Consider the following 17379-nt stretch of genomic DNA (forward strand, 5'->3'; position numbering starts at 1 on the left):
CAATACCATTTATTGAGACCTCCCTACCCATGGCTTCTGCAACATCACCTCTAATAGCTTCCTAGTCAATGCCTTAATCCTACCCTCCATCTTGCCCACATCGTTGAGTAGCTCCTTAACGCCCTTAACCACGTCCTCCCTACCCCTACCAATTAATTCGGATACCTCGTTAATGGAGTCCTCGAGAGACTCCACGTAATTTAGTGCATGCCTGCCCGTGGTGAATATGAACCTAACGACACCCTCCTGAATCTTCTCAACCTTAACGATCTTAATCATACCAATCTCACCGGTATTGCCTACGTGCATGCCACCGCAAGCCTCAACGTCGTATGGACTATCGTCCGGGCCCACCTGGACAATCCTCAACTTAGCCCCGGGCACCGCGCCTCCCTGGTATATGTACACGCCGAATTTAGACTCGGCCTCAGTCCTGCCTAACCACCTAATAATCACTGGATAGTTGGCAACAACCATCTGGTTGGCCAACTCCTCAATCTTCCTAATCTCGTCCCTACTGGGCAGCTTGTAATGCGTAACATCAAGCCTACTGAAGGGTATATTCTTCTCAGCACCCGCCTGCCAAACATGCCTACCAAGGACGCGCCTAATGCTCTGAAGGAGTATGTGCGTTGCCGTGTGCATCCTCATTAGGTCAAGCCTACGGGTTGCATCAACTACGCCCTCCACCGTCTCGCCCTCCATTGGTGGTTCGCCCTCAATGACGTGAACAATGACAGGCCCAACCCTCTGGACGTCGATCACCCTCGCCTCACCCCTACTATGCTTGATAATGCCGTGGTCAGCCACCTGCCCACCACCCTCTGGGTAAAATGCCGTTTGGTCAAGGACCACGTACTTACCCCTAATGACCCTAAGAACCTTGGCGCTGAATTGGAATAGCCTCATGTTCTCATAGAATAACTCCCTAGTCTGCGGTAGGTCCTGAACCTCCACTGGGTTCACATCAACCTTAGGCTTCTCCTCACCAACCTGCCTTTGATACCTGGCGGCTAACCTTGAATAGAAGTCATCAGGTACTGCGATGCTTAGCCCAAGCCTTGATGATGCCACCTCACGCACTATCTCGGGTGGTAGCCCCTGTGAGTCATAGAGCATCATTAAGTCGTCAATCGTGAGCTCCCTCTTGCCGGTCCTCCTCTCCCTATCCCTAACGACTCTATCAATAATGCTTGGCGCCTGCCTAAGTAATTCCCTGAACTTCTTTTCTTCGAGATCGACCAACTCAAGTATTGTCTGCCTCTCCTCATAAACCTCTGGGTAATCATCCCTTAGGAACTCAAGCTCCATGTTCATGATTTCCGTGAGCGGCATCTCAATACCTGCAACATACATGCTCCTAAGCATCCTCCTAAGCAATAACCTGCCCAGATAACCAACACCGGAATTACTCGGTATCACGCCATCAGCCATCATCCAGGACAGGGTCCTACCGTGATCACTAAGTATGTATAGGGTCTCCTGGGCCTTAAGTATGTTCCTAACCTCGTTAATATCCATACCAACCTTACTCGATATGTATTCATAGGCCTTCTCGATACTTGTAACCTCAGGGTCAAGCTGGCCGAAGTAAGTCGCCATGTGCATTAGCATTTCATCACTTGGTCTGGGAAGACCCAACTTACTCCTTAACTTCTCAATGAATGAGCCAAAGACCGCGTCATAGACCGTGGGCTTACCCGTGAGTAGCCAGTAAATTCTCTCAAGACCGTAGCCAGTATCCACGATCTTCATGGGCATCTCCACGTACTTACCATTAACGGTCCTATAATGCATGAAGACAAGTGTGGCTATTTCTAGGCCGCCCACGAGAACCTCAAGGCACTCACCCGCATTACCACCACCCTCCCAAATGTTCTCCTTATACGTGATTTCGTCATCCCTGAGGCCGAGCTCCTTCGTGAAAAACTCATGCGCGTACTCAACAGTCTCGTCAATCCAGTAGATGTACTTATCGGGGTAATTAAAGGCGTGGTGAGCCATCATTTCAAAGCCTGTTAAATGCCTACCGCTACGGCCAACCTTATCGATATCCGTAAACCTAATACTAGGTTGCGAGAGGGTCAGTGGATTTGCCGGTGGTGGTACAATGCCCTCCGTGACCCATGGCTGGAAGTCATAAATTGAGGCACCAACTAAGTAAACATCAGACCTCCAACGCGCAACCACTGGATACCTCTTAATCCTAACATGGCCATGTCTCTCAAAGAAGTTCAGGAACCTCTCCCTAACATCCCTAATGGACTCAGGCCTAAATTTACCGGGTGGGTTGCCTATGAATAGGTATGGTGTGCAGGGTTGATCACCGCAGGATTCCTGGTCCTTATTTAGCGTCCAGAAGTAGTGCTTACAGTATGGGCATTGCCTCCTATAAAACCTCATCCTATCGAATAACCTCGTCCTCAATTCCTCCATAACTTAACGATAAATAAAAATGGGATTATTTTTATATTTTGTTCCTGTCGCAATTAAAATTCACTATTTACGCTTTGTCTCAAGGTCTCGGAAATACTTATACAGGCCATCAATGGCCATTCCAAACAGGTGATAATGAGCTCTCATGTTCCTAAGCCTGTCATAAACTCTCTTAAGGTCTTGATCCCTCTCCACAAGCATTCTCTCAAGGTCACTAGTGCTCAATCCCTCCCTAACAGCCTCCTCAGCGGTCCTACCCCAAACATCCAATTGCCTAAGGTGCCTATTTAGTAGGTCCATGGCGTTGGGAACGAGTAAGTGATGTGTATAGGCTATATACCTTGGATTCCTAGCAATTAGCTTCTTGACGCTGTCCACGTACATGTCGAACCTAAGGGGTTCCATCGTCGTTGGTATTATGTAGTCGAGGTCCTTAACATAGATGCCCGCTGCATCCCCAACAATGAGTATATTCCAGGGCTCGACAATGAAGGATTGGTGATGACTTGCGTGACCCGGCGTGTGTATTACCTCCACTGTGACATCGCCGATTGTTACCCTATCACCATCCTTAGTCTCCCTGGCATTCTTGCTGGGCACCTCAAGTGGTCTGCCATAAAGCTCGCCGAGCCAGCCCATGGCGTCCCTAGCCGGTATCCAAATAATGTCTGGGTTTGGTAAAACCTTCGAACCCCTTGGGTGAACATAAACCTCAATATTTGGGTTAAGCTCTGTTAACGCTCCAGTGCCACCGTAATGGTCAATGTGAACATGCGTGATGAATGCATGGGTGACATTACCTGGTAACTGCCTCAAGGCATTCTTTAGGTCATTGCTTGATACCGCGGGCCCTCCCTCAAACACTATTAATCCCCTGCCAGTATTTATTGCATATACTGAAACCAAGTTACTGAATCCGCCTGGCTCCAGGTCCACTTGGTATACTTTGTCCATTACCTCAATTACCCGCACCATAACTAGTCTGTAGATAATTCACTTAATAAGTTGTATGTTATATATGATAATTACAATATATAAACAGGGCATGTAGGGTATTGCCGCTATATTTTTACGAGCCAAAGAGACTGGAGAATCCAGCCGCGATTTCCTCCTCACTCGGGCCCTCCTTCTTTTCCTCAGTAGTCTCCTCCTTCTTTTCCTCAGCCTTCTTCTCCTCCGCCTTTGTCTCCTCAGTCCTTACCTGCTGCGGTTGTTGAGTAACCTGAAGCCCAAGTTCGGGGGCTTTCGGCGCTATTACTGAGCAAGGGCGTTGGCTTCCGCCACGCTTTAGCCAGTATGTATTGGGCGGTCTCCGGCGTCATGTACCTGGCATTAACGGCTAGGTTCAAGGCCTCCATGTGAGCCTTTGCAATGGACACCCTGAGGACCTCAGGTGTTGGGTATGCAGTATTAACTGCCAGGTTAAATGCGTACTTAACGGCGTCCTCAATCATAGACCTATACGTGCCGGCATCCAGCTTTAGATTGTCAACGGCTATTACGTACTTGCCCTTTAGTATTGCCGCCTTTATCTTTAGGGTCTCGAATATGGGCTTTATATTCAATTTCTTCAGGATCTCGGCCGCATCCTCATTAATCTTATCACCCCTCTTAACAACCACCGTATCCTTAACAATCCAAATCTTACCGTCCTGGACCTTGATCGGTATCTTTAACTTACCGAACTTACTCATTATTGGTCCTGGCTCATGTTAGTATTGCCTGCGGGTGCCACTAGGTCAAATGGTGCAATGTCGCCCGGCATTGCCTCCCTCCTAACTCCCGTACTCCAAATCCACCTGGCTAGCTCGAATGGATTCTCATTCGAGAATATTAACAGGTTTTCACCAGTGAATAGCTTCTCAATGTCCTCAGTGACACTACCCATCAACTGCCTAAGTGCTATTAGCACAAGGGTGTTCTTCGCCTTAATAACCCTGGCACCCCTCCTTCTAAGCCAGAACCTATATTCCTGGAGAACCCTGTTTGAGGTCCCATGAATGTCTATTACGAATACGGTCCCATAATTACTGAATAACTCCTTCAATTCATTAACAATCCTAACCTTCTTCTCCGGATAGGGCTTCATCCTAACATACGTGCGCTTAAATACTGGTTGCGAAGCCATACCAGCAAGAACCGCTCAAGTAATGCACTTAATTAATTTTTCTTCCAATGAGGATGAGACAATGAGGAATACGTGAGTAATTAATGCATGAAAGCCCAGCCAATGGTCACGGTTAAATCCTATTTAGATGATAATGGTGAAAACGTAATGGGCGGTCCCATGGTCAACTTAACACTAACGTCACCCAACTGCTCAGGCCTTACCCTCTTAAGTATTTCGTCTAGCACGGTCGCTATGTTCTCAGCAACGTGCTTTGGATCCATGTCCTCAGTGCCGACCTTACACATAACCTGCGGTTGGTCCTTAACCCTAACCCTGACACTCCTCTTTAACCTATCAATCACAGCCTTTATGTCCGCGTTTGGTTGGACAACCTCAGGCATCTTATTCCTAGGACCGAGTATTTGCCCCATCACCCTACCGATGAGCACCATCAGGTCTGGGGTGGCCACGAAATAGTCATAGGAATTAGCCAACTTCCTAATCTCCTTCTTGTTACCGGCGAGCTTCTCAATGTCCTCCCTCGTAAGTATTGCATCTGCCTTAGCCTCCTTGGCCGCCAATACCATGGCGCCAGTGGCCATCACACAGACCTTTGGCTCCTTACCCTGCAATGGATGCGGCAATGCGACAGTTATGTTGAACCTATTGGCCTGGTTCTTAACGTCAAAGTCCCTAAACCTAACTATTAATTCATACGTCTGCTTAAACCTCCTCCTCTTTGCCTTTGTCTTTGCCTCCGTGACAGCCTTAATTATTGCGTCAAGGTTTAGGCTCATAATCGCGTATTGGAGGGAGAAGCCCCTTATTAAAGCATTTTTCCCACTAATGCTGTGTTTTAATAGGTCGTTTATTAATCCCTATAACCTACCCTCCTGCCTCAGCATCTCCTCATACTTAGTTATTAAGTTATTGAATGAACCTGCATCCAACTCCTTAAGCACCTGCTTCGGGTCCTTACCGTTGATTGTAACGCCAATGCTTCTACAGACACTTATTACCTGCTTTAGGGCGTTCTTGAAGTTCCTACTCCTTAACTCCTCCCACTTTATGTAGGCTATCTCCGCAAGTTTCTCAATACTTATGTCACCAATTAACTCCTTAACTGCCTGATGAGCGCCTGTGTCTTTACCAATGGCCTTCATTATAAGGTCGGTTATTGGCGGTAGCTCAGGCTTTACGTCGAAATTCTTCGTATCCTCATCAATCTCAATCTCGACGAACACATTATTAATGCCGTAGTTAGCCAGTATCTTCGTCTTCTTATTAATCTCCTCAGTGACCTTACTAACATCGACACCATACTGACTCAATTGCTGGACCGTGGGTCCACCCGCCTTACCCGGCGCAACCGCTACCTTAACTACCCTCTTTGCCATATCGTAGGACCTGCCTAATGTAGGTATTTAACGTTTTTGCTATTATTGCTTACCTTCAATCTTCCTAACACCCTTAATATTCACGATTATGGGCATCGTACTTGATGAATCAAGGAGCTCCAGGTAAACCTGACCCCTCTGCCTATCGATGTCCACGACCTTGCCCCTATAGCCCTTAAACGGCTCAACGATTATCTCAACAACATCGCCGACATTAATCTCCACGGGCTTCGCTAAGCTATTCACTATCTCGTCAACGCTCATGACACCCCTAACCATGCCTCTATAATGCTTAATGCCGGTGGCTAAGTCCTGGATTTCGTAGGGCATCGAACCCTCAACAAACACAAACCCCTTAAGTGCCGGTAGCACCACTATTGCTGTTATCTTAACCTTATCAAGACCTTTATGCTCAGCCCTTGCCTTGAGCATGAAGGCCACGTTATACTCCTGATTACCAACAGCCCTGAGGCATATACTCTGCAACTTAATGCCTGCTCAGTACTGCCCATTGCCTCTTCCCTAACTTAATGAGTTAATAAAACTTGCCCAACAATGGGCTTACCCTAGGGCCTACCTACGGCCGAGACCCCTCGTGCTTAGTATAACGAGTATGAGCATTACGGCCAATATTATGACTATTGTAAGCACAACAATTAGGTTGAGCGGGTATGGCAGGCTAAAGTTGGCACTACTAGTTAGGTACTGCTGAGCTACGCTAAATAGGAATGAGTAGACACCAAGTATTGCGACTATCAATGAACCCAACTTAAGGATTATCATGTAATTACTCCTAGTCGGCTTCTTGGCAACTCTGAATATCCAGGCGAGGTACTTAACCAATTCATTATCTTCTTACCTAAACCCTCACTGCTCATTGCATGGATTATGACCGGCTGTGATTATAAAATTTTCTAATCATTCGTTATAGGAGCAGTTGCCTGAAGAATTCCATCTTATTAAATGGTCTTAGGTCGTCATATCCCTGTCCAATCCCAAGGAAGTAAATGGGCTTCTTGAGCTCATAGAGGAATGTCAATATAGCACCACCCTTTGGGTATGCATCGACCTTGGTGACTATTAACCCATCAATTCTCACGTACTTACTATAGTACTTAGCAATGTCAAGGGCCTCATTACCGAGTAGTGCGTCGGCTATGAATATTGACAGGTCCGGCTTACTAACCCTCTGAATCTTGCTTAATTCATTCATTAGGTTTATGTCGGTGTGCATCCTACCGGCGGTGTCGATCATTACGTAATCGATACCCTTAACCTTAGCATGGCTTATTGCGTCATACGCTACTGCGGCTGGGTCCGAACCATAATTATGCTTTATAACCCTAACACCAAGCTTGGTCGCATGACCCTCCAACTGCTCAATGGCCCCAGCCTATAGGTGTCTGCGGCAGCCCAAACAGCCGTATAACCCTTCTTCATTAATTGATGGGTTATTTTGGCTATTGTCGTGGTCTTCCCATAACCGTTGGGGCCCAGGAATAGGAGGACCACGGGCCTCTTCACCTGAAGTATTCTTATTACCTCGCTCATGAAGTCTACGTCGGGTACGTCATTAAATAACCTATTCATTACGTCGAGAATTCCATTTCTAATTACTGACTCCTTATCGCCAAACCTGGGCACCTTAAGGCCCCTTAGGTAATTAATTATTGCATTACATATTGCGTCCGCCACGTCGACGGCGACGTCGGATTCCACGAGTTGCATGAATAATTCATCGTGAATCTCATTTAGCTTATCATCACTTAACTCGGTCGTTGTTATCGAATTAACTATTGTATTAGTTAATGACTTAAACGCGTTCTTTAACCTATCAAACATTAGGTAACACCTATTGTCTAGATTGCTGCTGTTGTTGCCTAATGGCCGCACTTATGTATAGGAGGAAGTTATCGATATCCGTTATTCTCTTCGCTATATCCGCTGACTGCGCATCGAGTTTTGACCTTAGGTCCTCAAACTCCTTAATTCTTTCATCAATGTAGTTTATGGCGTATGATATGTCCATCTCGATTACGAAATTCGCGCCCACGCTGACCAGGACCTTCTCGCCCTGCGCCGGCGATGCCTTAATGAAGACTCCCCCACCGACTCCTGCGTATGTGTCTTGAACCACGCCCTTGCTCAATAGTGTTAGCATGTCCTTGGCGCTCCTTAACTCATTAATTGACTGCGTTACCAATGCGAGGTTCTGCCTAACGACATCGAGTAACGCAGCTAATGAGTTTCTCTCCTCAATTAGTCTCTCAATGTCCTCCCTCGTTATTACTATCCTCTGTGGTTGCTGGGACATTGATTACCTCACCACTTAATCAATGATTCCATGGATAGCAATTGCAGTATTTCAGTGCGTTTAATCTCATCCTTACTAATTTCCTTAACATCCTCAATCCTAATCATACTCCTCTTCAACTTATGCCTACTCCCCAATTCGCTGTATGCTGCCTCCACGGCCTCGCTTGGTTTCGTAGCCGGTAACTCAAGTGAGAACTTTTGCCACTGCATTCCAATCCTCATACGTCCCGTGACTCTATAAATCCTAACCGACACGTGATGCGTCTACGCATGAAATATTTAATCTTTTCCCAATATGTTTTTAAAGGAGAAATACCAATATTAACCAGGTGATTTACATGGTCCTTACGTGTGACGTCTGTGGTGCGCCAATCGAGGGCGAGCCCGTCATTGTGGAGATAGATGGTGCGGTATTGACGCTATGCCAAAGGTGCGCTCGTAAATACATCAATGTTAAGGGTGTCAAGGTGATTAAAGGCCCATCACAGGTACAAGCAACGCAGCATCCGGTTACTGTTGTTAAGTATGAATCTAGGAGGGGGGTTACGTATAGGGTTAGTAGGCCTAGGGTCAATGTTGATAAGTATGAGGTTGTTGAGAACTATGCCGAGTTGATTAGGGAGGCTAGGGAGAGCCTTGGCATGAGTAGGGATGTTCTGGCCAAGGTGATTGGTGTTAAGGAGAGCATACTGAGGAGGATTGAGGATGGCCAGTTAATACCTGATGTTGAGCTTGCTAGGAGCTTGAGAAGGCGCTTGGTATTAGCCTATTGAGGGAGTCGGAGGACGTTGGTTCAGAGGTTCAGAAGCCCGTTAGTAAGTCGTTAACGCTGGGTGACGTGGTGACTCTTCGTGAGAGGAACAGGGGTAAGTAATGCTCTCGATGTATTGCGGCAATAGCTTTAAATAACGAGTGATTATAGAATGCGTAGTGAGTAATAATAGGGCTAGGGCTTTACTGCTCGTAGCCGATGATGTTGGGGAAAATAGAATTAGGGAATTCCAGCTACTGAGTGAGGCTGGTGGTTATGATGTTCTTGATACCGTCATACAGAGGAGAAAGCCCGACACGCGTTATTACCTAGGCATTGGTAAGTTGGGTGAGGTTGAGTCGCTTGTTAAGTCGCTTAGGCCTGACGTGGTTATTACGTATCATCAACTGAACCCAATACAGTACGTTAACCTTGAACGTAGATTAAGGACTAAGATTATGGATAGAATACTACTGATCCTCGAGATTTTTGAAAGGAGGGCCGGTAGTAAGGAGGCTAAGCTTCAGATTGAGTTGACGAGACTTAGGCTTGAGATTCCAATGGTTAGGGAGTTCATTAGGCTTGCAAGATGGGTGAGCAAATAGGTTTCTATGGCGGTGGTGAGTACGCCATCGAGGCCTATTATAGGCATATGATGAGGAGGATTGCCCACATAAGGAGGGAGTTAAATGCCATTAAGAGGAGGAGGGAAATGCTCGTGGTCAGGAGGAAGGATTATGGCTTACCACAGGTCGCACTCACCGGCTACACATCAGCAGGTAAAACCACACTCTTTAATAGGTTGGCCAGGGAGAGTAAGTATGTCGATGGCAAGCCATTCGCGACACTCGACACATACTCAAGGCTTGTTAATTTTAATGGACTAAACGCTATATTGACGGATACCATAGGGTTCATTGATGATTTACCGCCATTGCTCATTGAGTCATTCTACGCAACAATTGCGGAGGTCCTTAACGCGGATCTCGTGCTTTTCATGATAGACGTAAGTGATGATTACCAGGAGTTCTCGAGGAAGTTTATGAGCTCCATAAAGATATTCAATGATTTAGGGATACCCAGGACTAGGTACTGCCTGTCCTCAATAAGGTTGATTTAACGGATGGCGCTGATATCAATGATAAGGTGGGCCTCGTTGAGGGTGAATTTGGTAGTTACGTATTGATATCCGCAAAGACCGGCGTGGGTATTGATGATTTAAGGAATGCCGTGAGGAGTAGGTTGGAGCCGCTAATGGTCGATAAGAGGTATGGTAATAGTAAGAATTTTAACCCAATAGGTTAGTCATTCATTGATGGTCGAGGACCTGGAGACATCATTATTCCTTGAATATGCGAGGAGGAGGATAGCCTTTGAGTATGATAATGAGGAGATGGGTGAATTGGCCGTTAAGATATTGAAGACGTTGAGCGAGAGGAATGAGGCAATACCTGATGAAACCCTAGCCTAATCCTAGGCATAAGTGCTACGGAGATCAGGAGAATACTGCACGTAATGCATAGGGCGGGCCTTGTTGGTCTTGCCCGTGAATCCACGGATCAGTACAGGTATGAGTATAAGTGGTTTATTAATAGGGACTTCATTAGGAAATTCCTAATACAGCATATAAATAATGTTGCGTCTAAGCTCATGCATAGAATAAATACGCTAGGTTCAACAACGCTATACATATGCCCAACGTGCTTTAGGGGCTACACACTTGATGAGGCCTATGAGTATGACTTTAAATGCCCAAGGGATGACACGGAGCTTGTTCAGGTAGACGTGCCCTCGGAGTTGGCATTCCTAACCAACGTGATTAAGAACTACGTAGGGAGGATAAGGAATGATTTTAACGCATTTAGTGATTGTTAATTAACCTTAGTACTTACCCTTAGACAGCACCCTTGCTGCCGTGATTAATGGGTGCCATATGGGAGCCGTCGGCGGTGAGTATGATAAATCCGCAAAGAAGAAGTCATCAATCGTCGCCCCCTTACCTATTAATGCGGCGGCTATGTCTATGTAACCCGCGACTATTTTGTCAGGACCTATCACCTGAACCCCAAGGACCCTGCCACTTGGCTCGTCCATAATCATCTTAATATTGACCTGAACACCACCTGGGTAGTAATGGGCCGTGGTCCTGGCCCTAATCGTAGCAGACACGGGCTTAAACCCCTCCTCCCTTGCCTGCTTTTCTGTGAGCCCAGTCCTAGCCACGTATAGATTGAACACTTTAGTCACGGCTGTGCCTAGCACACCTGGGAATTTTAGGAACCTACCCTTAACCGCGTTGGCGCCGGCCACCTGCCCCATCTTATTAGCTGGTGGTGCCAATGCAACGTACATTCTCTTCCCAGTAATTAGGCTCCAGGTTTCAGCCACATCACCAGCCGCATAAACATTCGGCACTGACGTCTCCATATACTCATTAACCAGACAGCCCCAGTCTCACCAAGCTTCGCGCCGGCCTTAACCGCGAGATCCACGTCTGGCTTAACGCCAACGCCCATAACCACCTTATCAACGTTATACTCGCCCTTCTCCGTAATGACCTTACTCACGTGGCCATTAACGCCCTTGAAGCCAACAACCTTCTCATTAAGGTGCAATTCAACCCCATTCTTAGTTAATTCCTCGTGTATTAACTTGGCCATGTCCTCATCGAATGTCGTTGGTAGTACATGAGGCATCATTTCGAATAGGAGAACCCTCTTACCAAGATTCTTAAGTGCCTCGGCCACCTCAAGGCCTATGTAACCACCACCAACCACGGCAACAGTACTCGCCCTCTCAACCTCCTCCTTCAGTCTCGGCGCCTCGTGCGGAAGCCTAAGCGTTAATATGCCATTTAGGTCATGGCCCTCCACAGGGAGCGTTATTGCTTTGCGCCGGTGGCTATTATGAGTACATCCCACTGGTACTTAACAGTTTCATTACCCTCCCTGGCATACACGACCTGGTTCTTAGTATCCACATCGAATACCTCAGCGTTTATCTTAACCGTTATCCTCCTTTCCTTAGCGAACTCCTCCGGCGTGTATATTGCGAGGTCCTGGGCCTCCTTAACCACACCGCCTATGTAATAAGGTATTCCACAGGGCGCATGGCTTATGAATAAGCCTTATCAAGCATTACAATCTCGGCCTCGGGATCAAGCTCCTAGCCCTAGCGGCTGCAGATGCGCCAGCAGCGCCGCCGCCGATTATTACAACGCGTTTACCCATATAACCTCCAGGACTATTACGACTTAATTAGTTTTTCCATGTATAATCATTTGCAATCACCGTTTAGTCTCATTAATAATTCATTAATTATCTTCCTAGCAGTTAATGCGTGTCTCCTCTTAATGGGATAATGAATTGTTAATTCGGCATTACTTATCTTATCCGCACTTCCATACTTAATGCATTTAGCCACGTACCTACTTACGTGAGGTGTTAATGTCCAGGCAATCAATTCATGAATAACCCCATCATCAACGACACTGGGTATCCTCTTCGTCATCAGCATGAACGTTGATGCAACTAGGTACTTCTTATCTAATACGTAGTGGAGGTACTCGTGAACTGCGGTATCAATTACATTGCTTATATCGTTTAACGTAAGATCTCTCTTGGAAATCACATCCGTTGACCTAAGTAGGTCCCATATTGATATCGCGATTACCTCATTCCTATCGATGGATAAGATCTTCCCATAAACGGTTGGGTTATGGGTAAGTATTATTCTTGCATGTCGGTATCGAATATTCTACTCATTATTGTTAATGATTTCGTTATTAATTGAAAGTAGGTATCAGCATTACTCCTCGCACTGCTTACTCTACCATCAATATAGTATTCGCAGTCATCACTGCACGTAATCAGTAATTTAATAACTTAATTTAATAACTAATGATGAGTTTGCCCTAATGGCTATGATGTACGTACGACCATACCTCCCCCTCATGCTTTCTATGGTTACGTACTTATTAATGTCATAATCCTTAGTGAGTGATTCCATGGTATCCCTAGTAATTACTACGTACTCCTTACCGTAGGGCATGAAATTAGGATTAGCAGAACCTAGAAAGTTTAGGATTAGGTCGAGGGTAGATAATGCAATTCTTAACCTAACGCGTTGTCCATTAAGTAATAGCGTTAATGTATTTATAGATTTTAAGTTGCTTAGGAAATCATTATGAAGCCTTCCAACGTAGTTCCATGATAAGTCAACCAACATATTTAATTATCACTGATGCAAAAATAATTCCTATTTATCCGTAATTTAAATGATTCCTTTAATGCATTAATTATCCCCGCGCAATACTATAAAATTCCTAGGCGGTGTAATTAACACGTGCCATTACCAATAATGGGTGGTGTTAAGTCTCCCTGGATCACCGAATTAGGTGGTGTTGCCTCTGAACATCCCGTGGCCAGTAGGTTGGGCGTTGATGTGCTTAACCTAGGTGGTAATGCCGTTGATGCCGCAGTAACAACATCACTTGCGCTAGCCCTTACACAGCCTCACTTAGGCGGTTTAGGCGGGGATTTCTTCGCTATGTTATATATAGCCAGGGAGGGGAGGGTTTATTTCATAAACGCCGGTGGTTGGGCACCTAGGAAATTAAGTAGAGAGTTACTGCTGCAAAGGGGGTTGAATGCAGTACCAATGAGGGGTCCACTATCGCCCGTGGTCCCTGGGTTATTGGCGGGGCTTCATGCGATGTGGAGGCGATTTGGAACTGATGAGTGGAGATCCCTAGTAAGGCCTGTGGTTGAGGTTGCAAGGAGGGGTTTCCCAGCAAGTCCAAGCTTTGTTAAGGCCGTAGAATCACTTAGGAGTGAGATTGCCAATAATAATGACTTCAGATCAGTATATCCAATAAATGCTAGGCCCTGGGATGTGATTAGGATAGAACCGTTGGTTAAGACCTTTGAATTGATAATGGAGCACGGGCCCGACATACTCTATCGGGGAGAGGTTGGTGAGGCTCTTGTGAATTATGTTCAGTCCGTTGGTGGTGTTATGGAAATGAGTGATTTAATGGAGTATGAGCCGGAGTGGCGTGACCCACTTAGCATTAGTTATAAGGGTTAACCGTGTATGAATCACCGCCTAATACCCAGGGCATAACCACATTAATGATATTGAAACTTCTTGAGGAATTGAAGGTAAACGTCAACGCGTGGTCACGCAGTAGGATTGAGACGTACTTAAGCATTTACAGAATTGCCTATGAGCTTAGGGACTCGTAGAGACTATTAAGGCTTTGATTGAGGACCTGAGCCCATTGCACAATGCCAAAAAGCTTGAGCAGTAATTTTTGTTGTTATTAGTTGTTGTTTTTATTGGGCCCGTGGGCTTTGGGCGGGGCAGCCTAACTTCTTCATTGCCCTGGCTATTGACCTTGCCCTCCTCTCCTCGCCCTTATTTATTGCCTCCTCGTGCATCCTCCTCAACACCTCGCAGACTTTGGTGACGAGCTCTGGGTGCTTCCTAATTACGTCCATGCCCATGTAGACCACGCACCTATCACCCTGCCTACTCAGCTCAACCTCTTCATAACCAGCGCCCTTCAACCTCTCCAAGACGGCCCTGGCGTCCTCATAATCCTTACGCCTAACCTTCAATACTACATAACCATTATTGTCCACGCCGATGGTCATCCTTATGCCGGCAACCTCAACCATCGATTTACCCTTCGGCTTGGGCTCCATGCCCGCCAATGCCACTAAACGCCTAGGCTTCTCGGCATCGGGCAGTTGGACCAAGTCCTCAACCAAAGTCTTAATCGCCGAGTCGCCAAGCATTTTCTTGGCTAGTTCAACGGCTTTTGAGGACTTGACCGTATGCGCCATCCTATACCCATCATCTCTCCTCTTGAACCCCATGCTCTCTAGTCTCTCGATTAAGCCGCCCCACAACTCTAGCTTTGAATGGCCCATAGTGAGCCTAACCCACTTCCACTTAATGTTTACATCGCCATCGCCGAGCACTGTGTACAGTGTGAATGTTGGGAATTCCTCATTGTCGAGCCTGCTAGCCACTTCGGCGACCTCGGCTTATTCTTAAACACGCCTCTGTGGTCAAGAGCCCTTAAATGCCAAGTAACGCCCACATCGTTATCGTTAAGGCCCAAGTTATCTATGCATATGTAATTCCTCCCAGGCCACGCAATTAGCCATGCAATGGCCTGCCATAGCTGGCTAGTGGTCATTATTGGGTAGCCGTACTCGATTGAGCCATCAGTTAGCAAAAGCCCGCACTGCATTGCCCTCAACTTACCATCACCGAATAGCTTAGGTACAACCACATGAACGCCCTTGAGACCAGTGAGCGAGACCCACATCGTTATGCTCTCCGTCTTGGCGACCCTGGCTACCTCAATCGTCAAGTTCTTCGTGTATAAATGAACCATGAACGACTTATCCTTATCGAATGGTTCACCGCTAATGACTACCCTTGCCTTGCCACTCCTTAGTTTATTGATTAGCTCCTCGAGCTCTTTTCGATACTCCTTAAGCCACTTTTCCCTTGCCCGCTTTAATAGCCTCAGCATTTCCTTGCCTATGTTGAGCATTGCCCTCCTCAGGTTGGTTATGCCTCGTCATTGCTTTCCCTAATCTTTGCCTTAATCTTTGGCAGCCAGTTGCTAGGGCATTAATTGCGTTGTCGAACGGCGTTGCCGAATCGCTGAGCAACACGCCTCCGTGCCTCTCGACCCTGCTTAGGAACTCGTTGATTAGTCTCATGGTTTCCTCAACGACCTTTGGGTCGTCGACGGGCTCGCTGCACCTTAGGCGTTTAGAGCCTTTGCCTTGACTCCCCAACAAATCCTTAGAGCCATGATGCATCCATAGGGTTAATCCTCAATGGAGCTAATAAGCCACTACCAAATTAGTGCTGAATTGGCTTAGGTAAGTAATTGAAAGAGAAGCCGTAGCCCACGTCAATGCGGTCTACACGCATTGCGGGGTTGCCCAAGCAAGGCAATGAGGTACATGGTCGAGCCGTCGATGGTCGGTGATTGAGCTGCGGTGCCGATGAGTGATGGGGTGCTCACGCAGTTGGCGGAGAGCCGCCTCATGAGCGAGGAGGAAGTCGAAAAGGCGCTGGGGAGTGAGGATTTCCTAAAGGCGATAATCATAAACTACTCGGGCTGTAGCCTAGGCGATGACTTATTGAAAGACTTCGCCTTTGAAGCCCCGAACTCCAGAGGCTACGCACTGCCTGCCAGGATGATTGGCGAAAGGCTGAGGGAGAACAACTGCGTGATTACTGATGCCGAGGCACTGTTTGAGAAAGCCAAAGAGGATACAGCTATCCTCTTCCGCCCCTACCTATCCAACGATACACAAGCCCTTCTTCATTTTGAATACGGAATATAGGCAACCAACACACCAAAACCACACCCTCCACAAATCTTATTCTCCCAAACCCCAGGCACCGAAGAACAAAAATCAATACATTGCCGATGTATGTAAGAAAGAAGAAGTTTATACATGCCCCATCACATGATACATTATTTTAGCTGAAAATAAGCATTACCTAAAACCCTGAGATAGGTATATTTAGTGGTATAACTGTGATGCATTGATGAGCGAATTAGATAAGAGAGTTTATGAACTACATAATAAGGCGAAGAGCGAGTTCGGCAAGTGCTACGATGTTGATGAGACTTTAGAAAGTTGAGGTGACCCAAGGTTTGTTGATGTGCCTATTGATAAGCTCCTTGACCCGGAGTTCCTGCTGTCAACGTATAAATCAGGGGTTAGTAGGCGATTAGGTGGTTCTGGCGATACCACGTATTTCGTGGTTGTGGATAGGGAGGGTAATGTCGTGAGTGCCATCCAAAGCCTATATCAGCACTTTGGTTCTTTAATTACCGAGCCAAGGTACGGGATCACGCTTAATGATAGGGCCTCGGACTTCTCAATGGATGGGCCAAACGTATTAATGCCCAGGAAGAGACCGCTCCATACATTAAGTACTGTAATAATTACCGAGGATGGAGAACCAAAATACGCACTTGGAACCTCCGGGGCTCATTTCAGACCACAGCAACATACGTTATTTATAACGAACATGGTTGATTACGGTTTAAGCCCCGTGGAAGCAATCGACGCGCCTAGATTCCTATGGGATAGGAAGTCATTAATCATTGAGGAGGGTTACGAAACAGCGGGCCTGACAGAGCCGCACCAAGTAATTAGGTACCCAGGACGAACAGGCGTGGCGAGTATAGCGGCGTTCCTGGGCAACGGCAGAAAACTGCTCTACGCCGACATACGTGGGGATGGGTTGGCCCTCGGTCAATAAATCCCTTATGCGTTTTAGGATGTCTGTATAGAGAAATACTTATAAATAGGATGCCTATC

At 46.6% G+C, this 17379-nt stretch carries 25 protein-coding genes and 2 pseudogenes; 10 read left to right on the forward strand and 17 right to left on the reverse strand.

The window, feature by feature from the left end; genetic code table 11:
• Positions 1–9: 9 nt before the first annotated feature.
• The 11 genes and pseudogenes from alaS to rpl18a all read right to left on the reverse strand — a co-directional run bounded on the left by alaS (position 10) and on the right by rpl18a (position 8514).
• Positions 10–2436: an alanine--tRNA ligase gene (gene alaS / locus JCM16161_RS06195; protein ID WP_243669797.1), complete on the reverse strand. Its 2427-nt coding sequence runs from the start codon at positions 2434–2436 to the stop codon at positions 10–12.
• A 63-nt stretch (positions 2437–2499) separates the two neighbouring features.
• On the reverse strand, positions 2500–3390 hold the full coding sequence (locus JCM16161_RS06200) for an MBL fold metallo-hydrolase (RefSeq protein WP_243669799.1): 891 nt from the start codon (positions 3388–3390) through the stop codon (positions 2500–2502).
• A gap of 236 nt (positions 3391–3626) precedes the next feature.
• Positions 3627–4130: a hypothetical protein gene (locus JCM16161_RS16290; protein WP_243669800.1), complete on the reverse strand. Its 504-nt coding sequence runs from the start codon at positions 4128–4130 to the stop codon at positions 3627–3629.
• Positions 4130–4564 (reverse strand): 50S ribosomal protein L10, encoded by a 435-nt coding sequence (gene rplJ, locus JCM16161_RS16295; RefSeq protein WP_243669802.1) that lies wholly within the window; start codon positions 4562–4564, stop codon positions 4130–4132. Before rplJ ends, JCM16161_RS16290 begins: the two co-directional genes overlap by 1 nt.
• A gap of 119 nt (positions 4565–4683) precedes the next feature.
• Positions 4684–5343, reverse strand: coding sequence for a 50S ribosomal protein L1 (locus JCM16161_RS06210; protein ID WP_054855314.1), 660 nt, complete (start codon positions 5341–5343; stop codon positions 4684–4686).
• Between the two features lie 81 nt (positions 5344–5424).
• On the reverse strand, positions 5425–5943 hold the full coding sequence (locus JCM16161_RS06215) for a 50S ribosomal protein L11 (RefSeq protein ID WP_054855315.1): 519 nt from the start codon (positions 5941–5943) through the stop codon (positions 5425–5427).
• Positions 5944–5985: 42 nt separating this feature from the next.
• A complete protein-coding gene (locus JCM16161_RS06220; protein WP_243669804.1) occupies positions 5986–6429 on the reverse strand; it encodes a transcription elongation factor Spt5 in 444 nt (147 codons plus the stop codon).
• 87 nt (positions 6430–6516) lie between these two features.
• Positions 6517–6786 carry a hypothetical protein gene (locus JCM16161_RS06225; RefSeq protein ID WP_243669806.1) on the reverse strand — a complete coding sequence of 90 codons (270 nt, stop codon included), beginning with the start codon at positions 6784–6786 and terminating at the stop codon, positions 6517–6519.
• Positions 6787–6868: 82 nt separating this feature from the next.
• Positions 6869–7785: pseudogene (gene ftsY, locus JCM16161_RS06230) on the reverse strand (signal recognition particle-docking protein FtsY).
• 10 nt (positions 7786–7795) lie between these two features.
• Entirely contained in the window at positions 7796–8257 is a 462-nt protein-coding gene (gene pfdA, locus JCM16161_RS06235) for a prefoldin subunit alpha (protein WP_054855316.1), read from the reverse strand.
• Between the two features lie 8 nt (positions 8258–8265).
• Positions 8266–8514 carry a 50S ribosomal protein L18Ae gene (gene rpl18a / locus JCM16161_RS06240; RefSeq protein ID WP_243669808.1) on the reverse strand — a complete coding sequence of 83 codons (249 nt, stop codon included), beginning with the start codon at positions 8512–8514 and terminating at the stop codon, positions 8266–8268.
• Positions 8515–8597: 83 nt separating this feature from the next.
• On the opposite strand from rpl18a, the gene JCM16161_RS06245 reads away from it, so the two are divergent.
• From JCM16161_RS06245 to JCM16161_RS16320, 6 genes are all read left to right on the forward strand, one after another.
• On the forward strand, positions 8598–9032 hold the full coding sequence (locus JCM16161_RS06245) for a multiprotein bridging factor aMBF1 (RefSeq protein ID WP_243670238.1): 435 nt from the start codon (positions 8598–8600) through the stop codon (positions 9030–9032).
• 157 nt (positions 9033–9189) lie between these two features.
• Positions 9190–9615 (forward strand): hypothetical protein, encoded by a 426-nt coding sequence (locus JCM16161_RS16300; RefSeq protein ID WP_243669810.1) that lies wholly within the window; start codon positions 9190–9192, stop codon positions 9613–9615.
• Positions 9600–10130, forward strand: a complete 531-nt coding sequence (locus JCM16161_RS16305; RefSeq protein ID WP_243669812.1) for a 50S ribosome-binding GTPase — start codon at positions 9600–9602, stop codon at positions 10128–10130. The genes JCM16161_RS16300 and JCM16161_RS16305 overlap by 16 nt, the downstream gene beginning before the upstream one ends.
• Before the next feature lie 26 nt (positions 10131–10156).
• Complete coding sequence (locus JCM16161_RS16310; protein WP_243669814.1) at positions 10157–10315, forward strand: hypothetical protein; 159 nt, start codon at positions 10157–10159, stop codon at positions 10313–10315.
• Positions 10316–10325: 10 nt separating this feature from the next.
• On the forward strand, positions 10326–10481 hold the full coding sequence (locus tag JCM16161_RS16315; RefSeq protein ID WP_243669816.1) for a hypothetical protein: 156 nt from the start codon (positions 10326–10328) through the stop codon (positions 10479–10481).
• Positions 10482–10525: 44 nt separating this feature from the next.
• Positions 10526–10885 carry a hypothetical protein gene (locus JCM16161_RS16320; protein WP_243669819.1) on the forward strand — a complete coding sequence of 120 codons (360 nt, stop codon included), beginning with the start codon at positions 10526–10528 and terminating at the stop codon, positions 10883–10885.
• Between the two features lie 6 nt (positions 10886–10891).
• Here the strand turns inward: JCM16161_RS16320 and JCM16161_RS06260 are convergent.
• The 3 genes and pseudogenes from JCM16161_RS06260 to JCM16161_RS06270 form a co-directional block, all read right to left on the reverse strand.
• Positions 10892–12240, reverse strand: a pseudogene (locus tag JCM16161_RS06260) (FAD-dependent oxidoreductase).
• Between the two features lie 46 nt (positions 12241–12286).
• Complete coding sequence (locus JCM16161_RS06265) at positions 12287–12640, reverse strand: hypothetical protein (protein WP_054855317.1); 354 nt, start codon at positions 12638–12640, stop codon at positions 12287–12289.
• Positions 12641–12886: 246 nt separating this feature from the next.
• On the reverse strand, positions 12887–13237 hold the full coding sequence (locus tag JCM16161_RS06270) for a hypothetical protein (protein WP_054855318.1): 351 nt from the start codon (positions 13235–13237) through the stop codon (positions 12887–12889).
• Positions 13238–13354: 117 nt separating this feature from the next.
• Here JCM16161_RS06270 and JCM16161_RS06275 point away from each other — a divergent pair, with 117 nt between their 5' ends.
• Positions 13355–14098 (forward strand): gamma-glutamyltransferase, encoded by a 744-nt coding sequence (locus JCM16161_RS06275; protein ID WP_243669821.1) that lies wholly within the window; start codon positions 13355–13357, stop codon positions 14096–14098.
• A 2-nt stretch (positions 14099–14100) separates the two neighbouring features.
• Positions 14101–14256: a gamma-glutamyltransferase gene (locus JCM16161_RS16325; protein ID WP_243669823.1), complete on the forward strand. Its 156-nt coding sequence runs from the start codon at positions 14101–14103 to the stop codon at positions 14254–14256.
• A gap of 90 nt (positions 14257–14346) precedes the next feature.
• On the opposite strand, the gene JCM16161_RS16330 is transcribed toward JCM16161_RS16325, so the two are convergent.
• From JCM16161_RS16330 to JCM16161_RS16340, 3 genes are read right to left on the reverse strand one after another with little or no spacing between them, the layout of a single operon-like run.
• A complete protein-coding gene (locus JCM16161_RS16330; protein ID WP_243669825.1) occupies positions 14347–15048 on the reverse strand; it encodes a hypothetical protein in 702 nt (233 codons plus the stop codon).
• A complete protein-coding gene (locus JCM16161_RS16335; RefSeq protein WP_243669827.1) occupies positions 14976–15560 on the reverse strand; it encodes a hypothetical protein in 585 nt (194 codons plus the stop codon). The genes JCM16161_RS16330 and JCM16161_RS16335 overlap by 73 nt, the downstream gene beginning before the upstream one ends.
• Positions 15520–15831 carry a hypothetical protein gene (locus tag JCM16161_RS16340; protein ID WP_243669829.1) on the reverse strand — a complete coding sequence of 104 codons (312 nt, stop codon included), beginning with the start codon at positions 15829–15831 and terminating at the stop codon, positions 15520–15522. The genes JCM16161_RS16335 and JCM16161_RS16340 overlap by 41 nt, the downstream gene beginning before the upstream one ends.
• A gap of 213 nt (positions 15832–16044) precedes the next feature.
• Here JCM16161_RS16340 and JCM16161_RS06285 point away from each other — a divergent pair, with 213 nt between their 5' ends.
• Together JCM16161_RS06285 and JCM16161_RS06290 are read left to right on the forward strand one after the other, a co-directional pair.
• Entirely contained in the window at positions 16045–16389 is a 345-nt protein-coding gene (locus JCM16161_RS06285) for a hypothetical protein (RefSeq protein WP_054855319.1), read from the forward strand.
• A 325-nt stretch (positions 16390–16714) separates the two neighbouring features.
• Entirely contained in the window at positions 16715–17320 is a 606-nt protein-coding gene (locus JCM16161_RS06290; RefSeq protein ID WP_243669831.1) for a gamma-glutamyltransferase, read from the forward strand.
• Positions 17321–17379: the final 59 nt, after the last annotated feature.

It is taken from the genome of Vulcanisaeta sp. JCM 16161 (genome assembly GCF_001316285.1).